18 protein-coding genes and 1 pseudogene are annotated in these 26,609 nt (G+C 70.2%); 15 read left to right on the forward strand and 4 right to left on the reverse strand.

Annotated elements, in window-relative coordinates; all coding sequences use genetic code 11:
• Positions 1-39 precede the first annotated feature (39 nt).
• Positions 40-1,215 carry a non-hydrolyzing UDP-N-acetylglucosamine 2-epimerase gene (gene wecB, locus VFZ09_RS36945; RefSeq protein WP_329732468.1) on the forward strand — a complete coding sequence of 392 codons (1,176 nt, stop codon included), beginning with the start codon at positions 40-42 and terminating at the stop codon, positions 1,213-1,215.
• 33 nt (positions 1,216-1,248) lie between these two features.
• Here the strand turns inward: wecB and VFZ09_RS36950 are convergent, their stop codons facing one another.
• The gene (locus VFZ09_RS36950) at positions 1,249-1,542 is read right to left on the reverse strand and encodes a mersacidin/lichenicidin family type 2 lantibiotic (protein ID WP_329732469.1); all 294 of its coding nucleotides are present in this window, start codon (positions 1,540-1,542) and stop codon (positions 1,249-1,251) included.
• 312 nt (positions 1,543-1,854) lie between these two features.
• Here VFZ09_RS36950 and VFZ09_RS36955 point away from each other — a divergent pair, with 312 nt between their 5' ends.
• Positions 1,855-2,226: a response regulator gene (locus VFZ09_RS36955; RefSeq protein ID WP_329732470.1), complete on the forward strand. Its 372-nt coding sequence runs from the start codon at positions 1,855-1,857 to the stop codon at positions 2,224-2,226.
• Between the two features lie 18 nt (positions 2,227-2,244).
• Here VFZ09_RS36955 and VFZ09_RS36960 read toward each other — a convergent pair whose 3' ends face one another.
• Positions 2,245-2,862, reverse strand: a complete 618-nt coding sequence (locus VFZ09_RS36960; protein ID WP_329732471.1) for a TIGR02265 family protein — start codon at positions 2,860-2,862, stop codon at positions 2,245-2,247.
• 164 nt (positions 2,863-3,026) lie between these two features.
• Between VFZ09_RS36960 and VFZ09_RS36965 the strand changes: the two genes are divergently transcribed.
• Both VFZ09_RS36965 and VFZ09_RS36970 read left to right on the forward strand, forming a co-directional pair.
• Complete coding sequence (locus VFZ09_RS36965) at positions 3,027-4,055, forward strand: RluA family pseudouridine synthase (protein ID WP_329732472.1); 1,029 nt, start codon at positions 3,027-3,029, stop codon at positions 4,053-4,055.
• A gap of 8 nt (positions 4,056-4,063) precedes the next feature.
• Positions 4,064-6,229, forward strand: coding sequence for an ATP-binding protein (locus tag VFZ09_RS36970; RefSeq protein WP_329732473.1), 2,166 nt, complete (start codon positions 4,064-4,066; stop codon positions 6,227-6,229).
• On the opposite strand, the gene VFZ09_RS36975 is transcribed toward VFZ09_RS36970, so the two are convergent.
• Entirely contained in the window at positions 6,192-10,103 is a 3,912-nt protein-coding gene (locus VFZ09_RS36975) for a tetratricopeptide repeat protein (RefSeq protein ID WP_329732474.1), read from the reverse strand. The genes VFZ09_RS36970 and VFZ09_RS36975 overlap by 38 nt on opposite strands.
• A 275-nt stretch (positions 10,104-10,378) precedes the next feature.
• On the opposite strand from VFZ09_RS36975, the gene VFZ09_RS36980 reads away from it, so the two are divergent.
• The 11 genes from VFZ09_RS36980 (at position 10,379) to VFZ09_RS37030 (ending at position 26,298) form a co-directional block, all read left to right on the forward strand.
• Complete coding sequence (locus tag VFZ09_RS36980; protein ID WP_329732475.1) at positions 10,379-12,247, forward strand: RiPP maturation radical SAM C-methyltransferase; 1,869 nt, start codon at positions 10,379-10,381, stop codon at positions 12,245-12,247.
• A 17-nt stretch (positions 12,248-12,264) separates the two neighbouring features.
• Complete coding sequence (locus tag VFZ09_RS36985; protein WP_329732476.1) at positions 12,265-12,696, forward strand: hypothetical protein; 432 nt, start codon at positions 12,265-12,267, stop codon at positions 12,694-12,696.
• Between the two features lie 9 nt (positions 12,697-12,705).
• Positions 12,706-13,908, forward strand: coding sequence for a phosphatase domain-containing protein (locus VFZ09_RS36990; RefSeq protein ID WP_329732477.1), 1,203 nt, complete (start codon positions 12,706-12,708; stop codon positions 13,906-13,908).
• 266 nt (positions 13,909-14,174) lie between these two features.
• A complete protein-coding gene (locus VFZ09_RS36995; RefSeq protein ID WP_329732478.1) occupies positions 14,175-16,961 on the forward strand; it encodes a kelch repeat-containing protein in 2,787 nt (928 codons plus the stop codon).
• Positions 16,962-17,137: 176 nt separating this feature from the next.
• Positions 17,138-19,132 (forward strand): ELWxxDGT repeat protein, encoded by a 1,995-nt coding sequence (locus VFZ09_RS37000; RefSeq protein ID WP_329732479.1) that lies wholly within the window; start codon positions 17,138-17,140, stop codon positions 19,130-19,132.
• Positions 19,133-19,293: 161 nt separating this feature from the next.
• Positions 19,294-19,653 carry a hypothetical protein gene (locus VFZ09_RS37005; RefSeq protein ID WP_329732480.1) on the forward strand — a complete coding sequence of 120 codons (360 nt, stop codon included), beginning with the start codon at positions 19,294-19,296 and terminating at the stop codon, positions 19,651-19,653.
• A 3-nt stretch (positions 19,654-19,656) separates the two neighbouring features.
• Positions 19,657-19,929: a hypothetical protein gene (locus VFZ09_RS37010; RefSeq protein WP_329732481.1), complete on the forward strand. Its 273-nt coding sequence runs from the start codon at positions 19,657-19,659 to the stop codon at positions 19,927-19,929.
• 145 nt (positions 19,930-20,074) lie between these two features.
• The gene (locus VFZ09_RS37015) at positions 20,075-20,920 is read left to right on the forward strand and encodes an NAD(P)H-binding protein (RefSeq protein WP_329732482.1); all 846 of its coding nucleotides are present in this window, start codon (positions 20,075-20,077) and stop codon (positions 20,918-20,920) included.
• 185 nt (positions 20,921-21,105) lie between these two features.
• Positions 21,106-23,430 carry a family 2 encapsulin nanocompartment cargo protein terpene cyclase gene (locus VFZ09_RS37020; RefSeq protein WP_329732483.1) on the forward strand — a complete coding sequence of 775 codons (2,325 nt, stop codon included), beginning with the start codon at positions 21,106-21,108 and terminating at the stop codon, positions 23,428-23,430.
• A gap of 3 nt (positions 23,431-23,433) precedes the next feature.
• A complete protein-coding gene (locus tag VFZ09_RS37025; protein WP_329732484.1) occupies positions 23,434-24,840 on the forward strand; it encodes a family 2B encapsulin nanocompartment shell protein in 1,407 nt (468 codons plus the stop codon).
• 48 nt (positions 24,841-24,888) lie between these two features.
• Positions 24,889-26,298, forward strand: a complete 1,410-nt coding sequence (locus tag VFZ09_RS37030) for a family 2B encapsulin nanocompartment shell protein (protein WP_329732485.1) — start codon at positions 24,889-24,891, stop codon at positions 26,296-26,298.
• A 44-nt stretch (positions 26,299-26,342) separates the two neighbouring features.
• On the opposite strand, the pseudogene VFZ09_RS37035 reads toward VFZ09_RS37030, so the two are convergent.
• Positions 26,343-26,609: pseudogene (locus VFZ09_RS37035) on the reverse strand (amidophosphoribosyltransferase); the annotation flags it as partial.

Here is a 26,609-nt window from a genome sequence, read left to right on the forward strand (position 1 = left end):
ACTAGGCACCCAGGGCCTCGTGCCTACCTTCCCGCCACCATGAAGAAGGTCCTCCATATCGTCGGTGCTCGTCCCAACTTCATGAAGGTGGCTCCCATCCATCGGGCCATCTCCGAGCACGGCGCACTCGAACAGAAGCTGGTGCACACCGGGCAGCACTACGACGTGAAGATGAGTGACGTCTTCTTCACCGACCTGGGCATGCCCGCCCCGGACATCCACCTCGGCGTCGGCTCCGGCAGCCACGCGGAGCAGACGGCCAAGGTCATGATCGAGCTGGAGAAGGTGTTCGCCAGCGAGAAGCCCGGCCTCGTCTCCGTGGTGGGTGACGTCAACAGCACCCTGGCCGCCGCGCTCGTGGCGGTGAAGATGCACATCCCCGTCGCCCACGTGGAGGCGGGTCTGCGCAGCTTCGACCCCGCCATGCCCGAGGAGATCAACCGCGTCCTCACCGACCGCATCTCCGACCTGCTGCTGACGCCCTCGGCCGACGCGGACGCCAACCTCATCCGCGAGGGCCTGGAACCCGAGCGCATCCGGCTCGTGGGCAACGTGATGATCGACTCGCTGCTGGCGGCCCGCGAGAAGGCCCTGCGGCTGTCCACGCTCAAGGACATGGGGCTCGTCCCGCGCGGCTACGCCGTGTGCACTTTGCACCGCGCCTCCAACGTGGATGATCCCCAGGTGCTCACCGGGCTGCTCTCCGCGCTGGGCCACGTGGCCGCCCGCATGCCCGTGGTGTTCCCCGTCCACCCGCGCACCCGCAAGCGCATCACGGAGATGGGCCTGGACACCTCGCTGGCGCGCACCCCGGGCCTGCGTCTGGTGGAGCCCATGGGCTACCTGGAGTTCCTCGCGCTCACCTCCCAGGCCCGGCTCGTCTTCACCGACTCCGGCGGCCTCCAGGAGGAGACCACCGTGCTCGGCATTCCCTGCCTCACCGTGCGCGAGAACACCGAGCGCCCCATCACCGTGGACATCGGCACCAACCTCGTGGTGGGCACCGACCCCGTCCGCATCCGCCAGGCCGCGGACCGCATCCTCGATGGTCACGAGAAGCGGGGCCGCGTCCCGGACCTCTGGGACGGACGCACCGGCGAGCGCATCGCCCGCCTGTACGAGGAGTTCCTCGGGGTGGGGAAGGCGCCGCGGCGTGGGAGCGGCAACCGCCTCGTCGTCCCCACCCCTCCAGCCGCGGAACACCACCCCGTTTGAGCCGGGTCCCTCACGGAGAGGACCCGATGCCCCTCAGACGCCGGGCGGCAGTCCGCCGGGGCTCGGGTTCACCACCTCCGTGAGATTCAGCAGCCCGCAGTGATGCGTGCAGGCGCACTGCGTCTTCGCGAGAATGGCGCCGTCGAGCCGCAGCACCGGGGGAGCGAGGAGCAACGCTCCTCCCGTGATCCCCTGGAGGTCCTCTTCCGAGAGCTCCGCCATCGACTTCCCGCAGGGGCTCTCGGGCAGCGCGTCCCGTTGCTCCGGGGGGAGACTCGCCCTGAATCCCGGGTCCTTCCACGCCCGGATGAGGGTTTTCGTGTCCATCGCGTTCTCCTTTCGCACGTCCGCTCCTGGAGGAGCGGATCATGAGAGGGAGGCCGCTCCCCAGGGATGTGACCCACCGCGCGCTCGTGCCCGGCCGCGGTGCACCCCGTGTGCCTCACGATGCGTTGGCGGCCAGGTGAGCGCCCGAGCCCTGCCCGACGCCAGGTCTCTTCCTCCTCCGGTCGATCCTCCTCGGACAGGAGGGCGGTGTCGGCGTACGCTCCCCCCTTCGCGGAGGGAATCCCCTTCACCGTGCACCTGCTCCCGCGGCCGTCGTCTTCCGGCTCCTGACCCGCTCTCCTGGTTGCTCCCATGACCGAGCCCCTCCCTTCCACCTCCACTCCCATCCTGGTGGTCGACGACGACCCGGACATCCGTGAGGCCCTCCGCGACATCCTCGACGACGCGGGCTACAGCGTCGTCCTCGCCTTCCACGGCCAGATGGCGCTGGAGATGCTGGCGACCATGGGCCGGCCGTGCCTCGTCCTGCTGGACTGGATGATGCCCGTGATGGACGGCGCCCAGTTCCTCCACCTGCTGCGCGAGAACCCGCTCTACGACACCGTGAAGGTCATCCTCTGCACCGCGAGCGGACGGGACGTGCCTCCCGGAGCGCAGGGGCTCCTGCGCAAGCCCTTCGAGCTGGAGGAGCTGCTGGCCGTCGTGGCCGAGTCCTGCGCCTGAGCGGTGGACATGTGGCGCCTACGCCCAGGAGAGCTCGTACTCGTTGATGCCGGGCCCCGCCCGCCACGAGCGCACCTTCGCGCCCTTCACCTTCGCGGCCTCGAACGTCGCCAGGAAGCCGCCCTCGACGAACGGCCGGGGACTGAAGTCCCCCTTCACCGTCAGCACGCCGCTCCACGGCCCCGTCACCTTCACGTTCACCTCCACGCCACTCACCCCCACCAGGATGGCCCACGGCAACCTGTTGATCAGCCGGTGCGGATCTCCCTGCACCAGCACCAGCAGCGTCCTGCCCGCCGCCGACACCAGGAAGTTCTCCGCCGCCTGCTGCCCCAACTGCCGCAGCGCCGTCTCGAAGTCCTCCGGCTCCCCTCCGCCCAGCCGCGCCGCGGCGTAGAGCACCTCGAGGTACTTGCTCGACGGATAGCTGAAGAAGTCCAGGAACTGCTTCTCCCCCAGCCTCCCCAGGCACTGGTGCACCGCGGCTTCGCCTCCCCGCTGCCGCACCACCTCCAGCACGGCGTTGAAGAGCATCCCGCGCACCGCGGCACTCTCCGGGAGCGCGGCCAGCAGCCCGCGCAACTCCTCCTCGGAGCCGTGCGGCGGCGAGTGGGGCAGGGCGGTCGGGTCCTTCATGTGCTTCGCGGCTCCGGTCACGGCGGGTGGGCGCCGCGTGATTCCACGTCCACCCCTTGCTCGGCAAGGGGGCCCCTCCGAGGGGGCAGGGAAGTGCTCCCAGTGAACAGGCCCGGACCCGGGGAGGAAGCGCGCGGCGCACTGTGTTAAGCCGGCACTGCCGCATGAGAGCGCAGAGCGAGCCCATCCCCACCCCGTCCGACGCGGCCCCCGAGGGCTACGTCGACATCCCGTTCGTCGTCGAGCCGAACTACGCCGGCTGGCGGCTCGACCGCTACCTCTCCGAAAAGCTCCGCCGCCTGACGCGCGAGCGCCTCCACGGCATCATCCAACGCGGCGTCCTCCGCGAGGGCCGCCGCCTCAAGCCCTCCACCCCCGTCTACCCCGGCCTCTCCTTCCGCATCCGCCGGCCCGCCAGCGCCGAGCCGGACACGCCCACCGAGCTGCCCACCGTCTTCCAGGACGACTGGCTGCTCGTGCTCGACAAGCCCGCCGGCCTCCCCATCCACCCCACCGCGCGCTACCACAAGGGCACCCTCGTCTCCCTGCTGCGCGAGCGCTTCGGCGAGGCCTTCGCCGAGCCCGCCCACCGGCTCGACCGGGAGACGAGCGGCCTCGTCGTTTGCGGGCGCACCACCGAGTCCTGCCGCGTCCTCGGCCGCCTCTTCGTCTCCCGCGACGTGCACAAGGAGTACCTCGCCGTGTGCGAGGGCCACCCGCCCGAGGACTCCTTCCACGTGGACGCGCCCATCGCCGAGGGCACCGAGCTCATCCGCATCGCCGTGCGCATCGACGCCGTGGAGGGCAAGGAGAGCCGCACCCGCTTCCAGGTGCTCCAGCGCTTCACCCGCGACGGCGCGCCCTTCTCCCTGCTGCGCTGCTACCCGGAGACGGGGCGCCAGCACCAGATTCGCATCCACCTGCGCGAGGCCGGCTTCCCCCTCGTGGGCGACAAGATGTACGGCCCGGACCCCGGCTACTTCGACCGCTTCAGCAAGCGCTGTCTGGAGCCCGAGGCCTGGGCCCGCCTGCGCCTGCCTCGCCACGCCCTGCACGCCGCGCGCATCTCCTTCCCCCACCCGGGCACCGGCGCGGCCGTCACCTTCGACTCGCCCCTGCCCGGGGACCTCCAGGACTTCATCGCCGGCAAGCCCGTCACCGCGGCGCCTCCGTCCGGCTCGGACGCGGCATGAGGGCCACGATGGACGCCTCGCTCCCCGAGTCCCTCCTGGATGTCATCACCGAGGGCGTGACGGTCTTCGACGCGGACGGGCGCTTCACCTACCTCAACACCGTGGCGGAGCGGGTGCTCGGGGCCTCGCGCGAGCAGTTGCTCGGACGGCCCGTGGGCGAGGTGTTTCCCGACTTCCGCGAGACGCCCCTGGGCGCGGCCGCCCAGCGCTCCCTGACCGAGCGTGTCCCCATCACCGTCGAGGCCTTCTATGCCCCCCAGGGCGTCTGGCTCGAGGCGAGCATGGTGCCGCACGGCTCCCTCCTGGTGGTGCTGCTCCGGGACGTGACGACGCGCCATCAAGCGCAGGTGGCCCGGGAGAAGAGCGCCCAACGGCTCTCGCTGTTGCAGGAGATGACGGCGAAGCTGTCCGCGGCGGTCTCCACCGAGGAGGTGGGCGCCGTCCTCGTGCGCGGTGCCAAGGAGGCGACGGGGGCCGCGCTGGGCTGGGTGGGCCTGGTGGAGCCCGAGGCCAAGGCGTTGCGGATGGTGGCCTGCGAAGGCGTCCCCGAGGAGCTGATGCGCCAGTACGCGCGCCTCCCGCTCGACGCGCAGCTGCCCCTCACCCAGGCCTTCCGCTCCGGCGAGGCCGAGTGGTTGGGCTCGCTCGCGGACTTCGAGGCCCGCTATCCGCACCTGGTGGAGTTCGTGCGGGCCTCCCCCAACCATGCCGGCGCCTATGTGCCCATGCGCGCCAAGGACATGTCCCTGGGCGCCATCACGCTCGCCTTCGCCGAGTCCCGGACCTTCGACGAGGCGGATCGCGGCTTCATGGTGGCGCTGGCGCACCAGGGCGCGCTCGCGTTCGATCGGGCCCGGCTCTTCGACCGGGAGCAGGCCGCGCGCGCCGAGGCCGAGTCCCACGTGAAGGAGCAGGTGCGCGCGCGGCGGGAGCTGGAGGCGGTGGCGTGGCGGCAGCGCTTCCTCTCCGAGGCCAGCACGCTGCTGGCCGGCTCGCTCGACTACTCCACCACCATGGAGAGCCTGGCGCGGCTGGTGGTGCCCGAGCTCGCGGACCTGTGCGCGGTGGACATGCTCACCACCGAGGGCCGCGTGGAGCACCTGGCGCTGGCGCATGCGGACCCCGGACGGCTGGAGCTGGCACGGGAGGTCGTCCGTAGCCATCCCATCAGTCTGGCCGCCGAGCATGGGGCGGGCAGGGTGCTGCGCACGGGTCAGGCGGATTGGGTTCCGGATTTCTCCGACGAGCGGCTCGCCCCCCTCGCCCAGGCTTCTCCGGTGCTGGCGATGATGCGGGATCTCGGCATCCGCTCGTACATCTGCGTGCCGCTGGTGGCGCGGGGCCGGGTGCTCGGCTGTCTTTCGCTGCTGCAGGCCGGGAGCCACCGGCACTACACCGAGGCGGACCTGCTGCTGGCCGAGGAGCTCGCGCACCGGGCCGCGCTCAACGTGGACAACGCACGCCTGTACCGCGAGGCCCAGGAGGCCATCCGCCTGCGCGACGAGTTCCTCTCCATCGCCAGCCACGAGCTGAAGACGCCCCTCACCTCGCTGCGGCTGCAGCTCTCCCTCATCGCGCGGCTCATGAGCCCGGAGTCGCGGGCGCGGCTCGGTGGCAAGGTGGATGGGGCGCACCGCCAGGTGGATCGGCTCTCCAGTCTCGTCACCACGCTGCTGGACGTGAGCCGCATCGCCACCGGGCGCATCAGCCTGGAGCTGTCCGAGGTGGACCTCACCCTCGCCGTGCGCGAGGCCCTGGAGCGGTTGCGCGAGGTGTTCGCCCAGGCCGGCTGCACCGTGACGCTCCAGGCCCGGGGGCCGGTGGTGGGCCGGTGGGACGCGCTCCGGTTGGATCAGGTCATCGTCAACCTGCTCACCAACGCGGCCAAGTACGGGCAGGGCCAGCCCATCACCGTCACCGTGGAGGCGGACCGGGAGCAGGCCCGGCTCACCGTGAGGGACGAGGGCATCGGCATCGCCGCCGAGGCCCTGCCGCGGCTCTTCGGGCGCTTCGAGCGCGCGGTGAGTGTCCGGCACTACGGGGGCCTGGGCCTGGGGCTCTACATCAGCCGGCAGATCATCGAGGCGCTCGGCGGACGGGTGAGCGTGGACAGCCGCCCGGGCGAGGGCGCGACCTTCACCGTGGAGCTGCCTCGCGGGGGCCCCCGCCCCTGAGGGCTGTCCCGAGGGCCTCGGCCCCGCGGGCGAAGCCGGTGAGCCCGCGCGTCCGGGCCTCTTCCTCCAGCACCTTCAGCCGCTGCCAGGCCAGGGGGAGCCGGCCCCACGCCCGCTCCGCCTCGGCGAGCGCCAGCCGGGTCTCGTACTCCAGGGGGACGAGCCCGGCGCGCCGCGTCTCGGCGAGCACCGCCTCCAGCCGCTTCACCGCCTCGCCGGGTCTGCCTTCCGCGGTGAGCACCCGCGCCGCCACCAGCGCCGAGAAGAGCCGCGTCTGCACATGCTGGCTCCGGGCCGCGAGGGTCTGCGCCCGGGTGCTCGCCTCACGCGCCAGGGCGGGCTGGTTGCGCGCCAGGTGCACCAGGGCCAGCGCGGTGTGGGCCTGGGCCTCTCCATCCGGCAGCCCCAGGCCGCGCAGCGTCTCCACCGCCGCCTCCAGGGGCTCCAGCGCGGCCTCTGGCCTGCCTTCCTCCACCGCCAGCAGCCCGAGCGCCACCTGCGTCTCGGCCACCTCGCTGCGGCCCTCCAATTCGAGGCGTAGGCCCAGCGCCTCCTCGTACCGGGCGCGCGCGTGCACCAGGTCTCCCTCCAGCAGCGCCACCAGCCCGGAGCCCTGGAGGAGGTAGGCGGTATAGCGGTCGTCGTGCGTCTGCCTCGACAGGGAGAGCCCCTCCGCGTAGTGCCGCCGGGCCTCGTCCAAGTGGCCCTCCTCCAGCGCGAGGTTGCCCAGCGTCCACAGCCCCACCTGCAGGGCATAGCGGTAGCCCGTCTCGCGGCTCAGGCGCACGCCCTCCTCCGCGGGCTCGCGCGCCCGGGCCACGTTGCCGCGCATCAACCGCAGCTGCGCCAGGTTGCTGAGCGTCAGCCCCTGGTTGCGCCGGTCGTTGATCTCCCGCTCGATGGCGAGCGCCTGCTCGAAGAGGGGCTCGGCCTGGGCCAGCTCGCCCTGCATGAGCAGGGTGTCGGCGATGTTCTGCAGCGCCAGGGCCACGCCGCTCCGGTGGTTGATGTCCTTCCAGATGCGCAGCGCCTCGGAGAAGACGCGCTTGGCCTCCTCGTAGTTGCCCTCCTCGTAGGCGACGTTGGCCAGGCGGTTGAGCGTGTCGCCCTCGGAGCGCGGGTCTCCGGCGTCGACGAAGATGCGCAGGGCCTGCTGGCAGGCGGCGGTGGCGTCCGTGTGGTTGCCCAGCCGCAGCAGCGCGTTGCACTGCGCCAGCCGGGCGCGGCCCACGAGCAGGCGCGAGCCCCGCTCCGTGCCCTTGCGCACCGCCCGCGCGGCCAGGGGCAGCACGCCCTTGTAGTCGGAGAGGCTGTGGCGCACCTGGGCCTCGGCGAGGTCGATGCGCTCGTCCTCGGAGGCGGGCGCGGCCATCTGGCGCAGCGCCGCGAGGGTGGCGAGCGCGTCACGCCCCTGGCCGCCCGAGGCCTGGGCGCTGGCGAGCCGCAGGCCGTGGTCCAGGTCATCGGGGAAGAGGGTGGAGAGGGTGCGGTAGCTGTCCACCGCCCGGGCCCAGTCCTTCTCCATCTCGTGGAGGCGGCCCTCCACCAGCAGCTGCTCCTCGCGGGACAGGCCCTTGGCGAGCGCGAGCGCGCGGCTGGCGGCCTCGAGCGCGCGCGTGTCGTAGCCGAGCACCGCCCAGGTCTCCGCGAGGGCGGAGTGGGCCAGGGCGAAGCGGGGGTCCGAGGCGATGGCCTGGGTGAAGAAGTCCTTGGCCTTCAGGGGCTCGGAGGCGCGCAGCCGGGCGAGGCCCTCGGAGTAGAGGCGCAGCGCGGTGGCGTTGGCGGGCAGCGCGCCCGTGGTGCGCCCGGCGTCCGCCATCGGGCCGAGTCTCGCCCGGAGCTGGTCACCCATGCGTGCGACGAGCTCGATGATCTCCCCATGTGTCCCGTTCTCCCGGAGCATGGCCACCTCCTCGCCGGTGGAGGCGTCCTGCAGCCGGAGGACGAGGCTGAGCCGGCCTCCCATGTCCTCCGTCATCGCCAGGTAGGAGCCGAGCACCACCAGGTCCACGCCGAGGTGCGTGCGGATGCGGCCGAGCGTGTCCTTCGCGAGGCTCTCGTTGTCGGCGAGGGACAGCTCGCGCTTCATGCGCACGACGGTCTCGCCCGACACCAGGCGGAGGTCCTCCCGGACGGCGAGCTCGGCGGTGAGCATCTCGGAGAAGGCCGTGGACAGCCAGGAGACCTCGGCGCGTCCGGAGAGGTTCTTGAAGCCGAGCACCGCCACCGAGCGGCGTGGCTTCGCCTGCCGGGTCTCCCCGTCGGCAACGGAAGGCGGCAGGCGCCACGTCCGCGCCGCGTAGCCGCCCAGCGCGGCGAGCACGAGCGCGCCCAGCACGAGCAGCACCGCGGACACCCGGCGGCTGCGCTCGGGCCGCCCGGGAATCGTGGGGATGGCGGGCAGCGAGGGGCTCGAGAGGGTGATGCGCCGGGCCTTGGCCGTGTCCTGGGGCGCCACCAGCGGCGCCCTTCCCACCACGCCCACCTCGCACACCTCCACCGGCTCCTCCACGCCGGCCAGCAGGTAGAAGCCATGGGCGCGCCAGGCCAGCCCGGGTCCCGTCCCGCTGGTGCCCACGACGGCGCGGCGGGCGATGTCGAAGGCGGCGCGTGTCATCAACGTCTGCCCGCCATGGGCCAGCGGCATGATGCGCGCGGCGATCAGCTTGGTGAGCCCCTCCACGTCCACGGGCTTGGCGCCCTGGGCCACCAGGTGGGGCGGGTTCTCGCGCAGCACCACCTCGCCCAGGTGGATGCCCGCGCGCGCCTGGAGCTTCACGCCCTGCTCCCGTGACAGCAGGGCGAGCCGCTCATGGTAGGCGAGCGCGTAGCGGGTGGCGTCCACGGGCCGCTCGAAGAGCAGCAGGAAGCCGTCGGTCTTGTCGATCTCCTGCCCGCCGTGCACGTGCAGCAGTTCGCGGGCCAGTTGATCATGCCGGGCGAAGAGCTCGGCGGCCTGGGCATCGCCCAGGGACTCGACGAGCCGGGTGCTGTCGGTGAGGTCCAACAGCAGCACGGTGCGGATGGCGACGCTCGGCTCGTCGAGCGGACGGGGCACCCCGCTGGGTTGCACGAGCGTGCGCACCACCTCGCGGGCGCTGGAGAAGCGCTTGCGTGGCAGCGGGTCCATGCAGCGGCGGATGACCACCTCCCAGCGGTGGGGCAGGCCCAGCCGCTCCGAGGACGACGCGCCCCGGCGCAGCAGCTCGAGCAGGACCCGTGTCTCGGAGTCCGGCGAGGACAGCGCTCCCGCGAGCAGCTCGAGCAGCACGAGTCCCAGCGAGTAGAGGTCCGAGGCGCTCGTGGGAGCGGAGCCCTTCTGCCGCTCGGGCGAGAGGTGGGGCGCGGTGGCCGGTGGGTTGACGGTCTCCCAGCCCCACGCGGGCGCGGCGAGCACGGCGCGCGTCCCCTCCGGCGCGGAGATGAGCATCACCCGCGCGCTGCGGAGATCTCCATGGACGAGGCCCGCGTCGTGCAGTGTGGCCAGCCCCTCGCAGAGCTGGCGCGCCAGGGGCAGGGCCTCCTGGGGGCTCAGCGGGCCGTGCTGGCGCAGCCGCTCCTCCAGGCTCTCGCCCTCGAGCAGCTCCGTGGCGAGGAAGGGCAGCTCCACGCCGGACGCCTCGTCATGGTGGCGGCCGACCTCCAGGATGCGCTGCACGTGGGGACTCACCACGTCCCGGGCCCGGTGCAGCTCGTGCTCGAGGCGCTCCAGCGACTCCGGGTCTCCCTTGTCCGTGCGGACCAGCCGCACCGTCACGTGCTGCTGGCGCTCCACGTCGAGCGCCTCGTACGTCTCGTCCCGCCCCACGGGGGTGATGGACCGCAGCAGCTTGTAGCGGCCGACGATGAGCCGCTCGCTACCAGATGAGGTCATCGGTGCCATTCCAGACGCCGGGGGGGAGCCGTGGCGGATTCTGCCACACGCCATCTGGGAGGAGAGCCCCAGGCGACGTTTCATGCACGGCGCGTACGCCAAATGGCCGAAGGGAAACGTTGTGGGTGGAATTCCACTTCCGATGAACGTGCGGGGGTCCTGTCCGAACCCCAGCCCCCACCGCTCGGGGAGCACGTGAGCCACGCCACGGCAGTACGCCGGGCGGGTGGTCACCAGTCCTCGAAGAGCACGGGGTCATCTATGCTGTGCGGCCCATGAAGGTCGCGCTGGTCGTGATGCCGCTGGCGGCGGTCCACCGCCCGAGTCTCGCCGCGGGGCTGCTCCAGGCCGCGGTGAAGGCGCGGGGCATCGAGTGCCAGACGAAGTACTTCAACGTCACCCTCTGGAAGATGCTGGGAGCGGAGTCCTACCGCTTCTTCTGCCACGAGGCGCCGATGACGGCGCTGGCCGGGGAGTGGGCCTTCGCACAGGCCTTCCACGGGCGGCGCGAGGGCGCGCGGGAGGCCTACGCACGCGAGGTGTTGGATCATCCGGTGTGGGGCATGCCGCCCGCGCTGCGCGGGCATGTCTGGGCATTGGAGGAGCTGGCGCCGATGTTCCTGCGCCTCGCCTTCGAGTCCTGCGACTGGAGCCAGTACGACCTGGTGGGCTTCACCAGCACCTTCGAGCAGACGATGCCCTCGCTGTGCCTGGCGCGGATGATTCGCGAGCGCTACCCGAAGGTGAAGCTGGTGGCGGGCGGCGCCAACTTCGAGGCGGGGATGGGCCGGCAGTACATGGAGCAGTACGGCTTCCTCGACTACGTGGCCACGGGCGAGGCGGACGTCTCGTTTCCCCAGCTCTGCGAGCACCTGCGCGAGGGCCGCGGCGAGGTCCCTCCGGGCTTCCTCTACCGGGAGGGCGGCGAGGTGCGCGAGTCACCGCGGCGCAAGGAGCCCGGCTACGCCCACCTCGACGCGCTGCCGACGCCCGACTACGAGGACTTCTTCCACCTGGTGCGCACGAGCGCGCCGGAGCTGGCGGCGGGGATGTGGCTGCCGCTGGAGGCCTCGCGGGGGTGCTGGTGGGGCGAGCACTCGCACTGCACCTTCTGCGGCCTCAACGGCGAGGCGATGACGTTCCGCCGCAAGAGCTGGCGGCGCGTGGTGGACGAGCTGGAGGAGGTGGGCCGGCGCCATGGCGCCACGCCCGTGCAGTACGCCGACAACATCCTGGCGATGGACTACTTCAAGGACCTGCTGCCCCACTGGGCGGGCCAGCCGGTGCGCACGGAGAAGTTCTTCGAGATCAAATCCAATCTCAAACGCCGGCAGGTGCGGCTGCTGCGCGATGCGGGCATCACCCGGGTGCAGGCCGGTGTGGAGACGCTGGCGGACGGGACGCTCAAGGTGATGCGCAAGGGCGTGTCGGGCGCGCAGAACGTGGCGCTGCTGCGCTGGTGCCAGGAGCTGGGCGTGGACTCGCTCTGGAACGTCATCTACGGCTTCCCCCGCGAGGACGTGGAGGACTACGCGCGCACGCTCGCGCTCCTCCAGAAGATGGGGCACCTGCGGCCCCCGGACATCTGCTCGCCCATCCGCATGGACCGCTTCAGCCCCAACCACTCGGGCTGGCGGGAGCAGGGCTTCACGCGCATCCGTCCCATGCCGGCCTACCGGCACGTCTTCTCGCTGCCGGAGGAGACGCTCCACGCGCTGGCCTATTACTTCGACTACGAGCACCCCCGCTTCGACGAGGTGCTGGCGCGGGGCGCGGAGCTCCAGTCCTTCATCCTCCAGTGGCAGGAGCGTCACCGGCGGCGGGAGAACGGAGAGCTCGCCGTGAGGCCGCACTGGCGGGGAGGCTTCGTGCTCGTGGACAGCCGCTTCAACCACACGCCGGCCAGCGAGCGTCTCGCGGAGGCCACGGTGTCGCTGCTGCTGGCGTGTGATGCGCCCGTCTCGCGCGAGCAGGCGCTGCGGACGGCGGCCGAGGCCACCGGTGTCTCGAATGCCGGGGCGCTGGAGCAGGAACTGTCCCGGCTGCTGGAACGGGGCATCATCGCCAGTCTGGGCTCGCTGCTGGTGACGCTGGCGATGCTTCCGGAAGGACTGCGGACGGAGCGGCTCGCGAGAGCCCACTGACAACGATGGGAGGGGAGATGTCGAAGCAGACGAGGTACCTGCTGACGGTGGACTCGGCGACGGGCGCGGCGGTGAAGCTGGAGCGGCTGGGAGAAGCGGGGGACCTGACCGAGGTGCCCTTGAGCTCGCTCTCCCTGGGGCCTGCGGGCGTGCCGGGGGCGGTGCCCATGGCCGTTCCGCAGATGCCGGCGATGGTCCCCGTCCTCGTGCCCGCGTACCTCTATATGTACGCGCCGATGGCTCCCATGCCGGTCGCGGGTTACCCCTCACCGGTGGGCCCTGGCGTGAGCCCGGGGCTCGCCGGCCCTGGCGCCCCCGGAGGCCCCGGGACGTATGTGGCGATCTCCGGACCCGGCGCACCCGGCGGGCCGGGAGCACAGACCGCGCAGCCCCAGGGTCCCGGCGCTCCCGGTGGCACCCCTGGCGGTGGAGAGGGGGGTTCGCGGTAGGCTGGCCGCGTGGACCTGAACGCCGCTGCCCGGAAGCTCCAGTCGCTCCGCTCCTTGATGACCGGTCACACCGGCCGCGCCGAGGAGCGGCGCATCCTCGAGTTGTTCATCGGCGCTACCGCCGCCGAGCTCAACCACCTGCTCCTCAACGTGGACCTGGACGCCTTGTTCGGGGACGTGGATGACCGGGTGGTGGGCCCGGACAACCTCACCGCGCTGTTGGAGCTGCTGTGCGTGCAGCGGGCACCCGAGCTGGGCCTGCCCGTCCGCGCCGCGCTCGTCACCGCGCTCCAGACGGGACAGACCCCCGGCCTGGCCGAGCGCATGGTGCGTGCCCTCTTCCTCGGGCTGCGCGGCCGCGAGCTCTCCGAGTTCAAGAACCTGCTCGATGGCCGCGGCAACTCCCACGATCTGCAGCAGCTCGTCTTCGAAGATGTGGACGACGCGCGCATCCGGCAGGACATCCTCACACACATCCAGCGGGAGGCCGTGGCCGCCCCGAGTGGCGAGAACAAGGTGTTGAGCGACATCGACGACACCTTCCTGGCCAACTGGAAGGACACGCGCTACCCGCCGAAGACGGTGTACCCGGGGGTGCTCCAGTTCTACCGCGAGCTGGACCGGGGGCCGGGCGTCATCCCCGGGCGCGAGGGGGACCTCACCTTCATCAGCGCGCGTCCGCAGGATCCGCTCGGCCTCATCGAGGACCGGACCCTGGCCACGCTGCGTGAGCACGGCGTGTCGTCCGCGGTGATGCTCTCGGGGGCATTCACCCACCTGCTGGGCAACGCGCGCATCGCCGCCATGAAGTTCGAGAACTTCAGCCGCTACCTCCAGCTCTACCCCGAGTATGGCTTTGTCTTCACCGGCGACAGCGGGCAGGGGGATGTCGCCTTTGGTGAGAGAATGCTCACAGAGCACCCGGAGTCGGTGCGGGCCGTGTTCATCCACGACGTGGTGGAAACCCCCGAGTCCGTCCGGATGACGTGGCGCGCCAGACGCGTCTTCTTCTTCGACACCTATGTCGGTGCGGCGCTGGAGGCCTTCGCGGTGGGCGTCATCGCCCGGGACGGCGTGGCCCGCGTGGCCCGCGCCGCTCGGGAGGAGCTGGCGCGCGTGCCCTTCTCCTCCGACTCCCAGCGTCAGGCCCGCGTGGCAGAACTGGAGCGGGATGTCCGCCGCGCCGAGGCCCTGCTTCAAAGCGTGACATGAATGTTTTCATGCCACATGCGTCAAGGGTCGTGATTCCAGCAAATACCCGTTATCGCCGGGCTTTGCGGATTGATTCACTTAAAAGAGTGATTCATTTCCCGGGTGGACATGGTGTAAAAGTCCAATGACGGTCCTGCAATCGTAGGTACGAAGCCAGGAGCGCACTGCCGAATGCGAAGCGGTGAGGGCGACTTCACCGTTCCTGGCCGCAGGCCGGTCTCCAACGGAGAACGTAATGCGCCTGAACGAAAGAAGAGGGGGGACGAATGCAAACTGAAACCTTCAAGAGGACCTGTAGCGGCATCCGGGCCCGGATGCTGATGGCGATGAGCGCGCTGCTCATCGCGGCCTGCGGCGGTGAGCTGCCGTCGGACGCGGACAGCGCGAAGCCGGAAGTGGCCCCGTCCGCGGTGAGCGTGCGCGCTCAGGGCGTGGGCAGCACCAACAAGGTGCTCATCCTGGCCAACACGGTGACCGGTGGCACCAGCAGCCTCGAGGCCGCGGCCGCCCGGGCCCTGGGCTACACGGTGGAGCTCGCCACCGACGCCGCCTGGGCCGCGAAGACCTCCGCGGACTTCGCCACCTACCGCGCCCTCATCCTGGGCGACAACACGTGCAGTGGCGTGAGCCTGATCGCCGCCGCCGTGGCCAACCGCAACGTCTGGGGCCCCGTGGTGGACGGTAACGTCATCCTCGTCGGCACCGACCCCGTGTTCCACAAGACCCGGGACGGTGGCGTGCTCACCAACAACTCCGTCAAGTTCGCCGCCGCTCAGGAAGGCAAGACGGGCATGTACATCAACCTGAGCTGCTACTACGACGGCGCCGCGCCCAAGACGCCGCTGCCCATCATGCAGCCGTTCGGTACCTTCACCGTGACGGGCGTGGGCTGCTACAACGACGCCCACATCGTGGCCAGCCACCCGGCCCTGTCGGGTCTGACGGACAGCATCCTCTCCAACTGGAGCTGCTCCGTGCACGAGGCCTTCGACACCTACCCCGAGGCCAACTTCACCCCGCTGGCCATCGCGCGGGACCCGGCGTACGGCTCGCGCTTCCCGGGCTCCAAGGACTTCGCGGACGGCTCACACGGTGTGCCCTACATCCTGGTGCGCGGCGCGGCGCCGGTGAACTGCGGCGACGGCGTGCAGCAGTACCCCGAGCAGTGCGACACCGGCGCCAACAACGGCAAGCCCGGCACCCCCTGCTCCTCCACGTGCCGCCTGAACTGGTGCGGTGACGGTGTGGTGAACCCCGGCGAGCAGTGCGACAACGGCGCCCTCAACGGCGCCGGCTCCTGCAGCGCCTCCTGCACCCTCTCCGTCATCAACCGTCCCCCCGTGGCCCTCTGCAAGGACCTGACGCTGTCGGCCAACGCCACCTGCGGCGCCACCGGCTCCGTGGACAACGGCTCGTACGATCCGGACGGCGACCTGGTGGGCTGCACGCAGTCCACGTCCTCCTTCGGTCCTGGCGGCACCGGCGTGACGCTGACCTGCACCGACCGGACGGGCCTGAAGTCCACCTGCTCCGCGATGGTGACCGTCGTCGACAACAGCGCTCCGTCCATCTCGTGCCCGGCCAGCGTGACGGCCGAGTGCGTCGGTGGCGCCGCCAGCGCCAACCCCGGCGAGGCGACCAGCTCCGACAACTGCGGCATCCCGACCGTGACGAGCACCCCGGGCGCCGGCAGCTTCCCGCTGGGCACCACCACCGTGACGCACAAGGCGACGGACTACTTCGGCAACGTCTCCACCTGCACCAACTCGGTGACGGTGGCCGACACCCAGGCCCCCGTCGTCGCCCTGGCCGGTTACTCCTCCGTGACGGTGGAGTGCCGCACCCCGTACGTCGAGGCGGGCGCCACGGCCACGGACGTGTGCTTCGGTGACCTGTCCTCCTCGGTGACCGTCTCCGGCACCGTCAACACCAGGTCGCCGGGCACCTACACCCTGACGTACTCGGCGAGGGACGCGGCCGGCAACGTGGGCACCGCCTACCGCACGGTCACGGTCGTCGCGGACGCCACGGGCACCTGCGGCGGGTGGATCCTCACGGGCAGCATGGCCCTGCCGCGCCTGCTCCACACCGCCACCCTGCTGGACGACGGCAAGGTGCTGGTGGCCGGTGGCTTCAACACCACCTCGGAGCTGTACAACCCGGAGACCAAGACCTGGTCCGCCACGGGCAACACCCTGGGCTCGCACCGCGGCCACACGGCCACCAAGCTGCAGGATGGCCGCGTGCTCATCGCGGGCGGCGGCGTGTGCCCCATCACCAACGCCACGGCCGAGGTCTACGTCCCGGCCACGGGCAAGTGGAGGCCCGCGGGCATCCTCAACACCCAGCGCTACTACCACTCCGCCGTCCTGCTCCCCAACGGCAAGGTCCTCGTGGCCGGTGGCCGCACGGGTGAGTACGACAGCGGCACCCTGGCCTCCTCCGAGCTGTATGACCCGGCCACCAACACCTGGTCCTACACGGGCAGCCTGAACACGGCCCGCGCCTTCCACACCATGACCCTGCTGCCCAACGGCAAGGTGCTGGTGACGGGTGGGAGCGACGCCGCCGACGGCCTCATCTCCTCCGCGGAGATGTATGACCCGGCCACGGGCAGGTGGAGCACGGTGGCCTCCATGGGCACGGGCCGCTCCTCGCACACCGCCACCCTGCTCAACAACGGCAAGGTGCTGGTCGCGGGTGGCTCGGGCCTGGACATCGCGCTGAGCGCCTCGGCCGAGCTGTATGATCCGGCGACCAACACCTGGTCGGCCACGGGCAGCATGCTCTCGCCGCGCCGGTTCCACACCGCCAACCTGCTGCCGGATGGCCGCGTGCTGGTGGCCGGTGGTTACCACCAGTACACCGGTATCCAGACGGCGTCGGACCTCTACGACCCGGCCACGGGCACGTGGAGCAAGACGGCCGCCATGAACGTGGACCGCTACAAGCACACCGCCACCCTGCTGAAGAACGGCACGGTGCTCGCGGTGGGTGGTGTGAGCAACCACGACCAGGCGTCGGCCGAGTACTACGACCTGTCGGAGCTGTAATCACGGCTCGTCCCGCCGAGGGACCGGGAGGGTGCCGGTGGCCCTCCCGGTGATGCAATCCGAGGCGTAACAGGGTTTCATGCAGGGGACGCGAGGCGCTCGAGCCCGCGTCCCCTGTTTTTTTTGGGCGTGTGTCCCGGCGCTGGGCGCACCCCGCTTCGGAAGGAAGAATGCAGATGCCTCATCGTTCCATGGATTGGTCGTGGCTGCTGGCGTTCGCGCTGGCGGGGGGGAGTTACCTGCCGGCCCATGCGCAGGCCACTCCGGCCCCGGGGTGCCGTCCCGCGACGCTCATCAAGGACGTGTCCGAGGGGGACACCGGCTCGTCGCCGGCCTTCTTCCAGCGGATCGGCTCCACGCTCTACTTCTCCGCCAATGGCGCCCCGGCGGGCGAGTCCAGCGACATCGAGCTGTGGAAGAGTGACGGGACGGCGGCCGGTACGGCGCGCGTGAAGAACATCAACCCGCTGGGAGACTCGATTCCCGACCTGCTGACGGATCTGAACGGGACGCTCCTGTTCACCGCGGATGACGGCGAGCACGGCGTGGAGCTGTGGAAGAGCGACGGGACGGCGGCCGGCACGGTGATGGTCCGGGAGATTGGCGAGGGGCTGGAGTCGGGTGGCACGACGCAGATCATCACGATGGGCGGGAAGGCCTATCTCACCGCCACCAACCATACGGAGGGCCGCGAGTTGTGGGTCTCGGATGGAACGTTCGCCGGTACCCGGCTCGTCAAGGACATCAACCCCGGTATCCGGGGCTCCATCTCCCCGGGAACGCTGCGGGTCGTGGGCAATACCCTCTACTTCGCCGCCGATGACGGCACCCGTGGCACCGAACTGTGGAAGAGCGACGGGACGGAGGCCGGCACGCAGCTCGTCAAGGAGCTGGCGCCGGGAGCCGGCGGTGCCAGCATCGGTGAGGTGACGGTGGTGGGCACGACCGTCTTCTTCACGGCCAATAACGGCACGCTGGTCAACGACCTGTGGAAGAGCGACGGCACGGAGGCGGGCACGGTGCGCGTGAAGGACATCAACGCCGTGAGCACGGCCGGCTCCCCCGAGAGCCTGGTGGCCGTGGGCGGCAAGCTCTTCTTCCGCCTGCAGGACGCGGCGGCGGGCACCGAGCTGTGGGTGAGCGACGGGACGGACGCGGGCTCGGTGCGCGTGAAGGACATCTGGAGCGGAGCCCCGGAGTCCTTCCCGGAGAACCTCACCGCCGTGGGTGGGACGCTCTACTTCACCGCGAATGACGGCGCGAGTGGCGTGGAGCTGTGGAAGAGCGATGGGACGGCGGCGGGCACGGTGCGCGTGAAGGACATCCTCGCGGGCGGCGAGAGCTCGAATCCGCGGCAGCTGACGGCGGCGGGCCCGGTGCTCTTCTTCGTGGTGGGGGACGGCCCCAGCGCCAGGCTGTGGGTGAGCGATGGGACGGATGCGGGGACCCGGGAGGTGGGCAACCTGACGGCCAGCGATCCTCAGTCCCTGACGTTCACGGGCGGCACCCTCTACCTCTCCGCCGAGGACGCCACGTCCGGGCGCGAGCCGTACGCGGTGGTCCCCTCGATTCCCCTCGATTGCACGCCGCCGGCCATCACCTGCCCGGCGAACGTGACGGTGGAGGCCACGGGCCGCTCGGGCGCCACGGTGAACTACACCCCCGCGACGGCGGCGGATGAGGGCGCGGCGGCCCCCACGGTGAGCTACAGCCAGGAGTCCGGGACGGCCTTCGCCGTGAAGGAGACCGAGGTGACCGCCACGGCCACCGACGCGGCGGGCAACACCAACACCTGCTCCTTCAAGGTGACGGTGAAGGACTCCGTGGCGCCCTCGCTGCTCTGCCCGGCGGATGTGGAGACGACCGCCACCCGCAACGCGGGCGCGGTGGTCAACTACCCGGCCGCGCAGGCGACGGACAACGTCTCGGACGTCACCCTCACCTACAGCACGGCGTCCGGTGCCACCTTCCCCGTGGGCAACAACCGCGTGGAGGTCGTCGCCACCGACGCCTCGGGCAACCGGGCCAGCTGCTCCTTCACCGTGAAGGTCGCCGCGGCGGGGGGGAGCTCCGGGTGCGGCTGCACCTCGGGCCTCACGCCGGATGCGGCCTGGCTGCTGCTGGGCACGCTCGCTCCGCTGCTGGCGCGCCGCCGCCGCTCCGCTCCTTGACCCCTCCGGAGCAGCCTGGCCGGGCGCCTCGCGCGGGCGCCCGGTAGGCGAGGGGGCGAGGCCCCGCTGTCCGAAGCCGTCATGATTCGCATCTTCCGCCCGGAGGGGTGACCGGGGAGGACCCGGCCGCCTCCATTTTCTCACCGCGGCAGGAGCGAGCGATGGCGCAGCGGATGGATGTTCGGGTCGGCATGGATGTGAAGAGCAGGGACGGACACCGGTTGGGCAAGGTGATCGGCCTGGCGGATGACGCCTTCGTGGTGGAGAAGGGCATCTTCTACGCCAAGGACTACCGGGTCCCCTTCCGCTCCGTGGAGACCATCGAGGGGGATGACATCCTCCTCTCCCTGGACAGGGACCAGCTGCGGAAGGCCAGTCTGGGCGAGGTGCTGCAGGCGACCGACCGGCTGGACATGGGCACGGATGCCCTGTCCGAGGCCCGCATGGACAGCGCGAAGTTCCAGGACCACGAGGTGACGCCTCCCATCGGCTTCGATCCGAACACGCCCTCGCGCTCCTAGGACATGCACCTCGTCCAGTTCCTGTTGCCCCTGCGTGACAACGAGCGGCGCGCGTTCCCCCGGGCGGACTTCGAGAAGGTCCGCACCGAGCTCACCGAGCACTTCGGGGGTGTCACCGCCTTCCTCCAGTCCCCGGCTTCGGGGGCGTGGCTGCTCTTCGAGGTGATGGTGGAGCGGCTCGACCGGGAGTGGTGGAGCGGCTACCGCGAGGAGCTGGAGCGCCGTTTCCGGCAGGAGCGCATCGTGGTGCGTGCGCTCGGGGCCGAGACGCTCTGAGCCGCCCGCGGTTGACACGTCATTGACGTGTCCACTGACGCGTCATGGACGTGCCGCGGGCCCGTTCACCGGCCCACGCGTGATGCGCTCCCTCGGGAGACGCTCCGCGCCGGGCCCGGCATGGGCCTTGCTCATGGAGGCGGTCATGTTCGTGGTGACGGGAGCATCGGGGCATACAGGGGCCGTGGTGGCGCGGACGCTGCTGAAGCAGGGGCAGCGGGTCCGGGTCGTCCTCCGGGATGAGGCCAGGGCGGAGCCGTGGCGGCGGTGGGGCGCCGAGGTCGTGCGGGCGGACCTGCGCGACGTCTCCGCGCTGGCCGTGGCGATGGTGGGCGCTCAGGGGGCCTACCTGATGGTGCCGCCGCCCAGGCCCGCGAGCACCGGGGTGATGGAGGCCCGCGGGCCGGTGGTGGACGCGATGGCGCGGGCGGTGGAGGAGAGCGGGCTGCCGCACTTCGTGCTGCTCTCGGCGATGGGCGCGCAGCACGAGGGCGGGACGGGCCTCGTGAAGACGCTGAACCTCGCGGAGCGGGAGCTGGGCTCGCGGGGCACGCCGATGACGATCCTCCGCTCGGCATACTTCATGGAGAACTGGGGGCAGGGGCTGCGGGCGGTGGTGGACTCGGGCGTGATGCCCTGCTTCCTCGGCCCCGCGGACCGGCGGATGCACATGGTGGCGACGCGCGACGTGGGCGAGGTGGCGGCGCGGTTGCTGCGCGAGCCCACGCTGGGCCGGCGCGTGGTGGAGCTGGCGGGGCCGGTGGAGTACAGCCCGCTCGAGGTCGCGGACACGCTGGCGCGGCTGCTCGGCCGGCCCATCCGCCTGGAGGAGCACACGCCCGCGGCCGAGGTGCCGATGCTCCTGGGAATGGTCGAGGACCCCCTTCACATGGTGCGCGGCTGGACCACGCTCGACGAGGTGCTCGGTGGGCTGCTGCGCTCCCTCCAGGCCTTGCCGCACATGGGTGAGGGCATGACCGCCTCACCGTAGTTTTCATTGAGATCCCGGTCTCAATTCCTTGCATTACAAATGACGAGATGAGCCGGATCCGTCTCGCGCCATGAGAATCTGGTGCGGACGGACCCGGTATGGGAAATCCGCATCTCCTGACAGGAAAAAACTGGAGTGTTGTCTGTCTGGCACTACAAACGCTGGGCTTTCGACAAGGTGCAACCATGACTTCGGCGCAAGCCAAACAACCCTTTCAATTGCCAGATTTCTATGTCCCCTGGCCGGCGCGCCTGAATCCCCATCTCGAGGGTGCCCGGGTGCACTCGAAGGCGTGGGCGCGTGAGATGGGCATCCTGGAGCCCAAGGACGGGACGCCCGATGTCTGGGATGAGGCGAAGTTCGATGCCATGGATTACGCGCTGCTGTGCGCGTACACCCATCCCGAGTGTCCTGGCCCCGAGCTCGACCTGGTCACGGACTGGTATGTCTGGGTTTTCTATTTCGATGACCACTTCCTCGAGGTCTACAAACGCTCCAAGGATTTGACGGGCGCGAAGGCCTATCTCGACAGGTTGCCAGCGTTCATGCCGGTGGACCTCTCCGTCGCGCCGCCGCAGCCCACGAATCCGGTGGAGCGGGGCCTGGCGGACTTGTGGGCGCGCACGGTGCCCACGAAGTCCGTGGAGTGGCGGCGCCGGTTCTTCGAGAGCACCAAGAACCTGCTCGACGAGTCGATGTGGGAGCTGGCCAATATCAGCGAGAAGCGGGTCGCCAATCCCATCGAGTACATCGAGATGCGCCGCAAGGTGGGCGGGGCGCCCTGGTCGGCGGATCTCGTGGAGCACGCCGTCTTCGCCGAGGTGCCGGCCCGTATCGCCGACTCCCGTCCGATGCGCGTCCTCAAGGACACGTTCTCCGATGCGGTGCACCTGCGCAACGACCTGTTCTCCTACGAGCGGGAAATCCTGGAGGAGGGCGAGCTCTCCAACTGCGTCCTGGTCCTCGAGCGCTTCCTGAACGTGGACCCGCCGCGCGCCGCGGAGCTGACCAACGACATCCTCACGTCGCGGTTGCAGCAGTTCGAGAACACCGCCCTGACGGAGCTGCCCCCGCTCTTCGAGGAGTTCGGCCTCAACCCCATCGAGCGGACGCACGTCCTCTCGTACATCCGGGGACTCCAGGACTGGCAGTCCGGCGGCCACGAGTGGCACATGCGCTCGAGCCGCTACATGAACAAGGGCGCCAACAACGCGGGGCACGCGCTGGGTGGCCTGCCTCTGGGCCCCACGGGCCTGGGGACCTCGTTCGCGAGGCTCCACCTGACGCCGGGTGGCCTGGGACTGGGACGGATCAAGAGCTACACCCACGTTCCTTTCACGGCCGTGGGCCCGGTCAAGCTGCCGCGGTTCTACATGCCGTACTCGACACGGCAGAACTCGCACCTGGACGCCGCGCGGCGCAGCTCCAAGGAGTGGGCGCGCCGGATGGGAATGCTGGAATCCCTGCCAGGCCTTCCGGGCGCGTGCATCTGGAATGACCACATCTTCGATGTCGCTGACGTGGCCCTGTGTGGGGCGTTGATCCACCCGGCGGCGACGGGCCCTCAGTTGGATATCACGGCCTGCTGGCTCGTGTGGGGCACCTACGCGGACGATTACTTCCCGGCGCTCTACGGCTACAGAGGCGACATGGCGGGCGCGAAGGTCTTCAACGCCCGGCTGTCCGCGTTCATGCCGGACGACCCCGCCACCCCCACCACCGTCCCCACCAACCCGGTGGAGAAGGGCCTGGCGGATTTGTGGGCTCGCACCGCCGGCCCCATGTCCGCCGAGGCGCGCAATCACTTCCGCAAGGCCATCCAGGACATGACGGAGAGCTGGTTGTGGGAGCTGGCCAATCAGATGCAGAACCGGGTGCCGGATCCGGTGGACTACGTGGAGATGCGCCGCAAGACGTTCGGCTCGGATCTCACGATGAGCCTGTGCCGGCTGGCCCAGGGGCACGGGCTTCCGGCCGAGCTCTTCCGCACCCGGACGATGCGCGCGTTGGAGAACTCGGCCGCCGACTACGCCTGCCTCACCAACGACGTCTTCTCCTACCAGAAGGAGATCGAGTTCGAGGGGGAGCTCCACAACGGCGTGCTGGTGGTGCAGCGCTTCCTCGACCTGGACAAGGCGCGGAGCGTCGAGGTCGTCAACGACCTGATGACCGCGCGGATGCGCCAGTTCGAGCACCTCATCAAGACCGAGCTGCCCACCCTCATCACCCACTTCGGGCTGGACGGGAAGGCGCAGGAGCGGCTGCACGCCTACGTCGAGCAGCTCCAGCAGTGGATGGCCGGCGTGCTCATCTGGCACCAGACGGTGGACCGCTACAAGGAGTTCGAGCTGCGCCGCAGCCGGACGCCCGGGCGGTACCTGCACCACCTCCGGGGCCCCACGGGGCTGGGGACTTCGGCGGCGCGCATCGCGTCCCTGCTGGGTGGAAATCGGGCCGGGCAGACCGGCCGTGAAAAGGATCGTGGTCTTCAGACGGAAGGAAAGAGGTAGGTCATGGCGAATATCGAGAAGCTGATTGAGGAAGCCCGGAAGCAGCAGATGAGCCTTGGGACGGAAGCGGCGCGCCAGCTGGCGACGACGACCAAGTCCGCCCCGCAGATGCAGGGCATCTCCACCCGGTGGCTCCTCAAGCTGCTGCCCTGGGTGCAGGTCAACGGCGGCGTGTTCCGGCTCAACCGGCGCCTGAGCTACAACGTGGGCGATGGCCGCGTGTCCTTCACCAGCACCGGTGCGCGGGTGCAGGCCATCCCCCAGGAGCTCCAGGAGCTGCCGCTGCTGCGCGGCTTCGAGGACCCCGAGGTGCTGCAGGCCCTGGCCAGCCGCTTCGAGCAGAAGGAGTACAAGGCCGGTGAGGTCATCACCCAGGCCGGCACGGAGGCCGACTCCATCGTCCTCATCGCCCACGGCAAGGTGAACAAGATCGGCACCAGCAAGTACGGCGAGCAGACGGTGCTCGCGGTGCTGGCCGATGGCGACCACTACAGCTACGAGGTGCTGCTGGAGTCGAACGACCCGTGGAAGTTCACGGCCAAGGCCGTCACCCCGGTCACCGTGCTGTCCCTCCAGCAGTCCGCGTTCGAGGCGGTGCTCGCCCAGTCCCCGACGCTGCAGAAGCACATCGAGGACTTCAAGGCGCTCGCCAAGAAGAAGCAGGATTCGTCGGGCCAGGCGGACATCGAGCTGGCCGCCGGCCACCACGGCGAGCCCGTGCTGCCGGGCACCTACGTGGACTACGAGACGTCGCCCCGCGAGTACGAGCTGAGCGTCGCGCAGACGGTGCTGCAGGTCCACACGCGCGTGGCCGACCTGTTCAACGATCCGATGAACCAGGTCGAGGAGCAGCTGCGTCTGACCGTCGAGGCGCTGAAGGAGCGCAAGGAGCACGAGCTCGTCAACAACCGGGAGTTCGGCCTGCTGCACAACGCGGACCTCAAGCAGCGCATCCACACCCGCAGCGGTCCGCCGACGCCGGATGACATGGACGAGCTGCTGGCCACCGTGTGGAAGGATCCGTCCTTCTTCCTGGCGCATCCGCGGGCCATCGCCGCGTTCGGCCAGGAGTGCAACCGCCGGGGCGTGTACCCGGGCAGCATCGACGTGAACGGCCGCGCGGTCACCGCCTGGCGCGGCATCCCCATCTTCCCCTGCAACAAGATTCCCATCAGCGAGTCGCGCACCAGCTCCATCATGCTGATGCGCACGGGCGCGGAGAACCAGGGCGTCGTGGGCCTGCACCAGGCCGGCATCCCCGACGAGGTCGAGCCCAGCCTGAACGTGCGGTTCATGGGCATCAACGACAAGGCGGTCATGTCCTACCTCGTCAGCACCTACTTCTCCACGGCGGTGCTCATCCCCGACGCGCTCGGCATCCTCGAGAGCGTGGAGATCGGCCGCGTCTAGCGCGCGGGCGCTCCGAGGCAGTCCAGAGACACAGCTGAGGCACAGCTCATGGCGAATACGATGAACACGGGCAGTGGTGGTGGTGAAGCGGAACAGCGGCAGATGAGCCTGGGGACGGACGCGGCCCGTCAGTTGGCGACGACGACCAAGTCGCGGCCGCAGATGTTGGGAATCACGCCCCGGTGGCTGCTGCGCATGCTGCCCTGGGTCGAGGTGCCGGGTGGCGTGTACCGCGTCAACCGGCGGCTGACCTACTCCGTGGGTGATGGGCGCCTCAGCTTCGCGAACATCGGCGCCCGGGTGGAGGTCATCCCCCAGGAGCTGCGCGAGCTGCCCCTGCTGCGCGAGGTCGAGGATGCCGAGGTGCTGTCCGCCCTGGCGTCGCGGTTCGTGCAGCGGGAGTTCAAGCCGGGCGAGCGCATCGTCGAGGCGGGTCAGCCCGCCGAGCACGTGGTGCTGCTCGCCCATGGCCGGGCCCAGAAGGTGGGCCGGGGCCAGTATGGCGACGAGGTCCTGCTCGAGGTGCTCGCCGATGGCGATCACTGGGGGGACATGTCGGTGGTGGAGGCGAACGACCAGTGGAAGTTCACGGTCAAGGCGCTCACCCCGTGCACGGTGATGATGCTGCCGCAGCGGGTGTTCGAGGAGCTGATCAAACAGTCCCCGGTGCTGTCGGCGCATGTGGATCGGCTCAAGGAGCGGTTGAGCAAGCCGCAGGACAAGGCGGGACAGGCCGCCATCCAGCTCGCAGCGGGACACCGCGGCGAGCCGGAGCTGCCGGGGACGTTCGTCGACTACGACCTCAAGCCCCGCGAGTACGAGCTGAGCCTGGCGCAGACCCTGCTCCGGGTGCATAACCGCGTCGCGGACATCTACAACGGTCCGATGAACCAGGTGGGGGAGCAGGTCCGGTTGACCATCGAGGCCCTGCGCGAGGCGCAGGAGAACGAGATGATCAACAACCGGGACTTCGGGCTGTTGCACAACGCGGACCTGAAGCAGCGCATCCACGCGCGCAGCGGGCCGCCCACGCCCGATGACCTGGACGAGCTGCTCAGCCGGCGCAAGAAGTCACGGTTCTTCCTGGCGCACCCGAGGGCCATCGCCGCGTTCGGGCAGGAGTGCACCCGGCGTGGGCTCTACCCGCCCACCGTCGAGGTGGAGGGCCGGAAGTTCATCGGCTGGCGCAACGTGCCGCTGCTGCCCTGCGACAAGATTCCCATCTCCGAGTACGGCACGACCTCCATTCTCGTGCTCCGCACGGGGAAGGATGATCAGGGCGTCGTCGGGCTGCGCCAGACGGGCATCCCGGACGAGGTCGAGCCGGGCCTGTCCGTGCGGCACATGGGCGTCAACGAGAAGGCGGTCTCGTCCTATCTCGTCAGTACGTACTACTCCGCGGCCGTGCTCATCCCCGACGCGCTCGGAGTCCTGGAGAACATCCAGCTCGGGCGCTGAGCGTCCTCGGTTTGCCACCCGCCCCGTTCAGGGGCGGGTGCGGCTCAGGCGCTGGCGAGCTTCGGGCTGGACTCGGCTGAGGGGGCACTCGGATTGAGGTTGCCCGTCAGGTACTTGCCGGAGAAGCAGGCCGTGCAGAAGGTGGTGCGCTCCTTGTCTCCCACCGCGCTGCCCAGGCCCTCCATGGAGATGTAGCCCAGCGTGTCCGCCGTCACGTAGCGGGCGATCTCCTCCACGCTGTGGCTGGAGGCGATCAGCTCCTGCCGGCTCGGCGTGTCGATGCCGTAGTAGCAGGGCCACTGCGTGGGCGG

Source organism: Archangium sp., from assembly GCF_036277355.1.
Classification (GTDB): Bacteria; Myxococcota; Myxococcia; order Myxococcales; family Myxococcaceae; genus Archangium.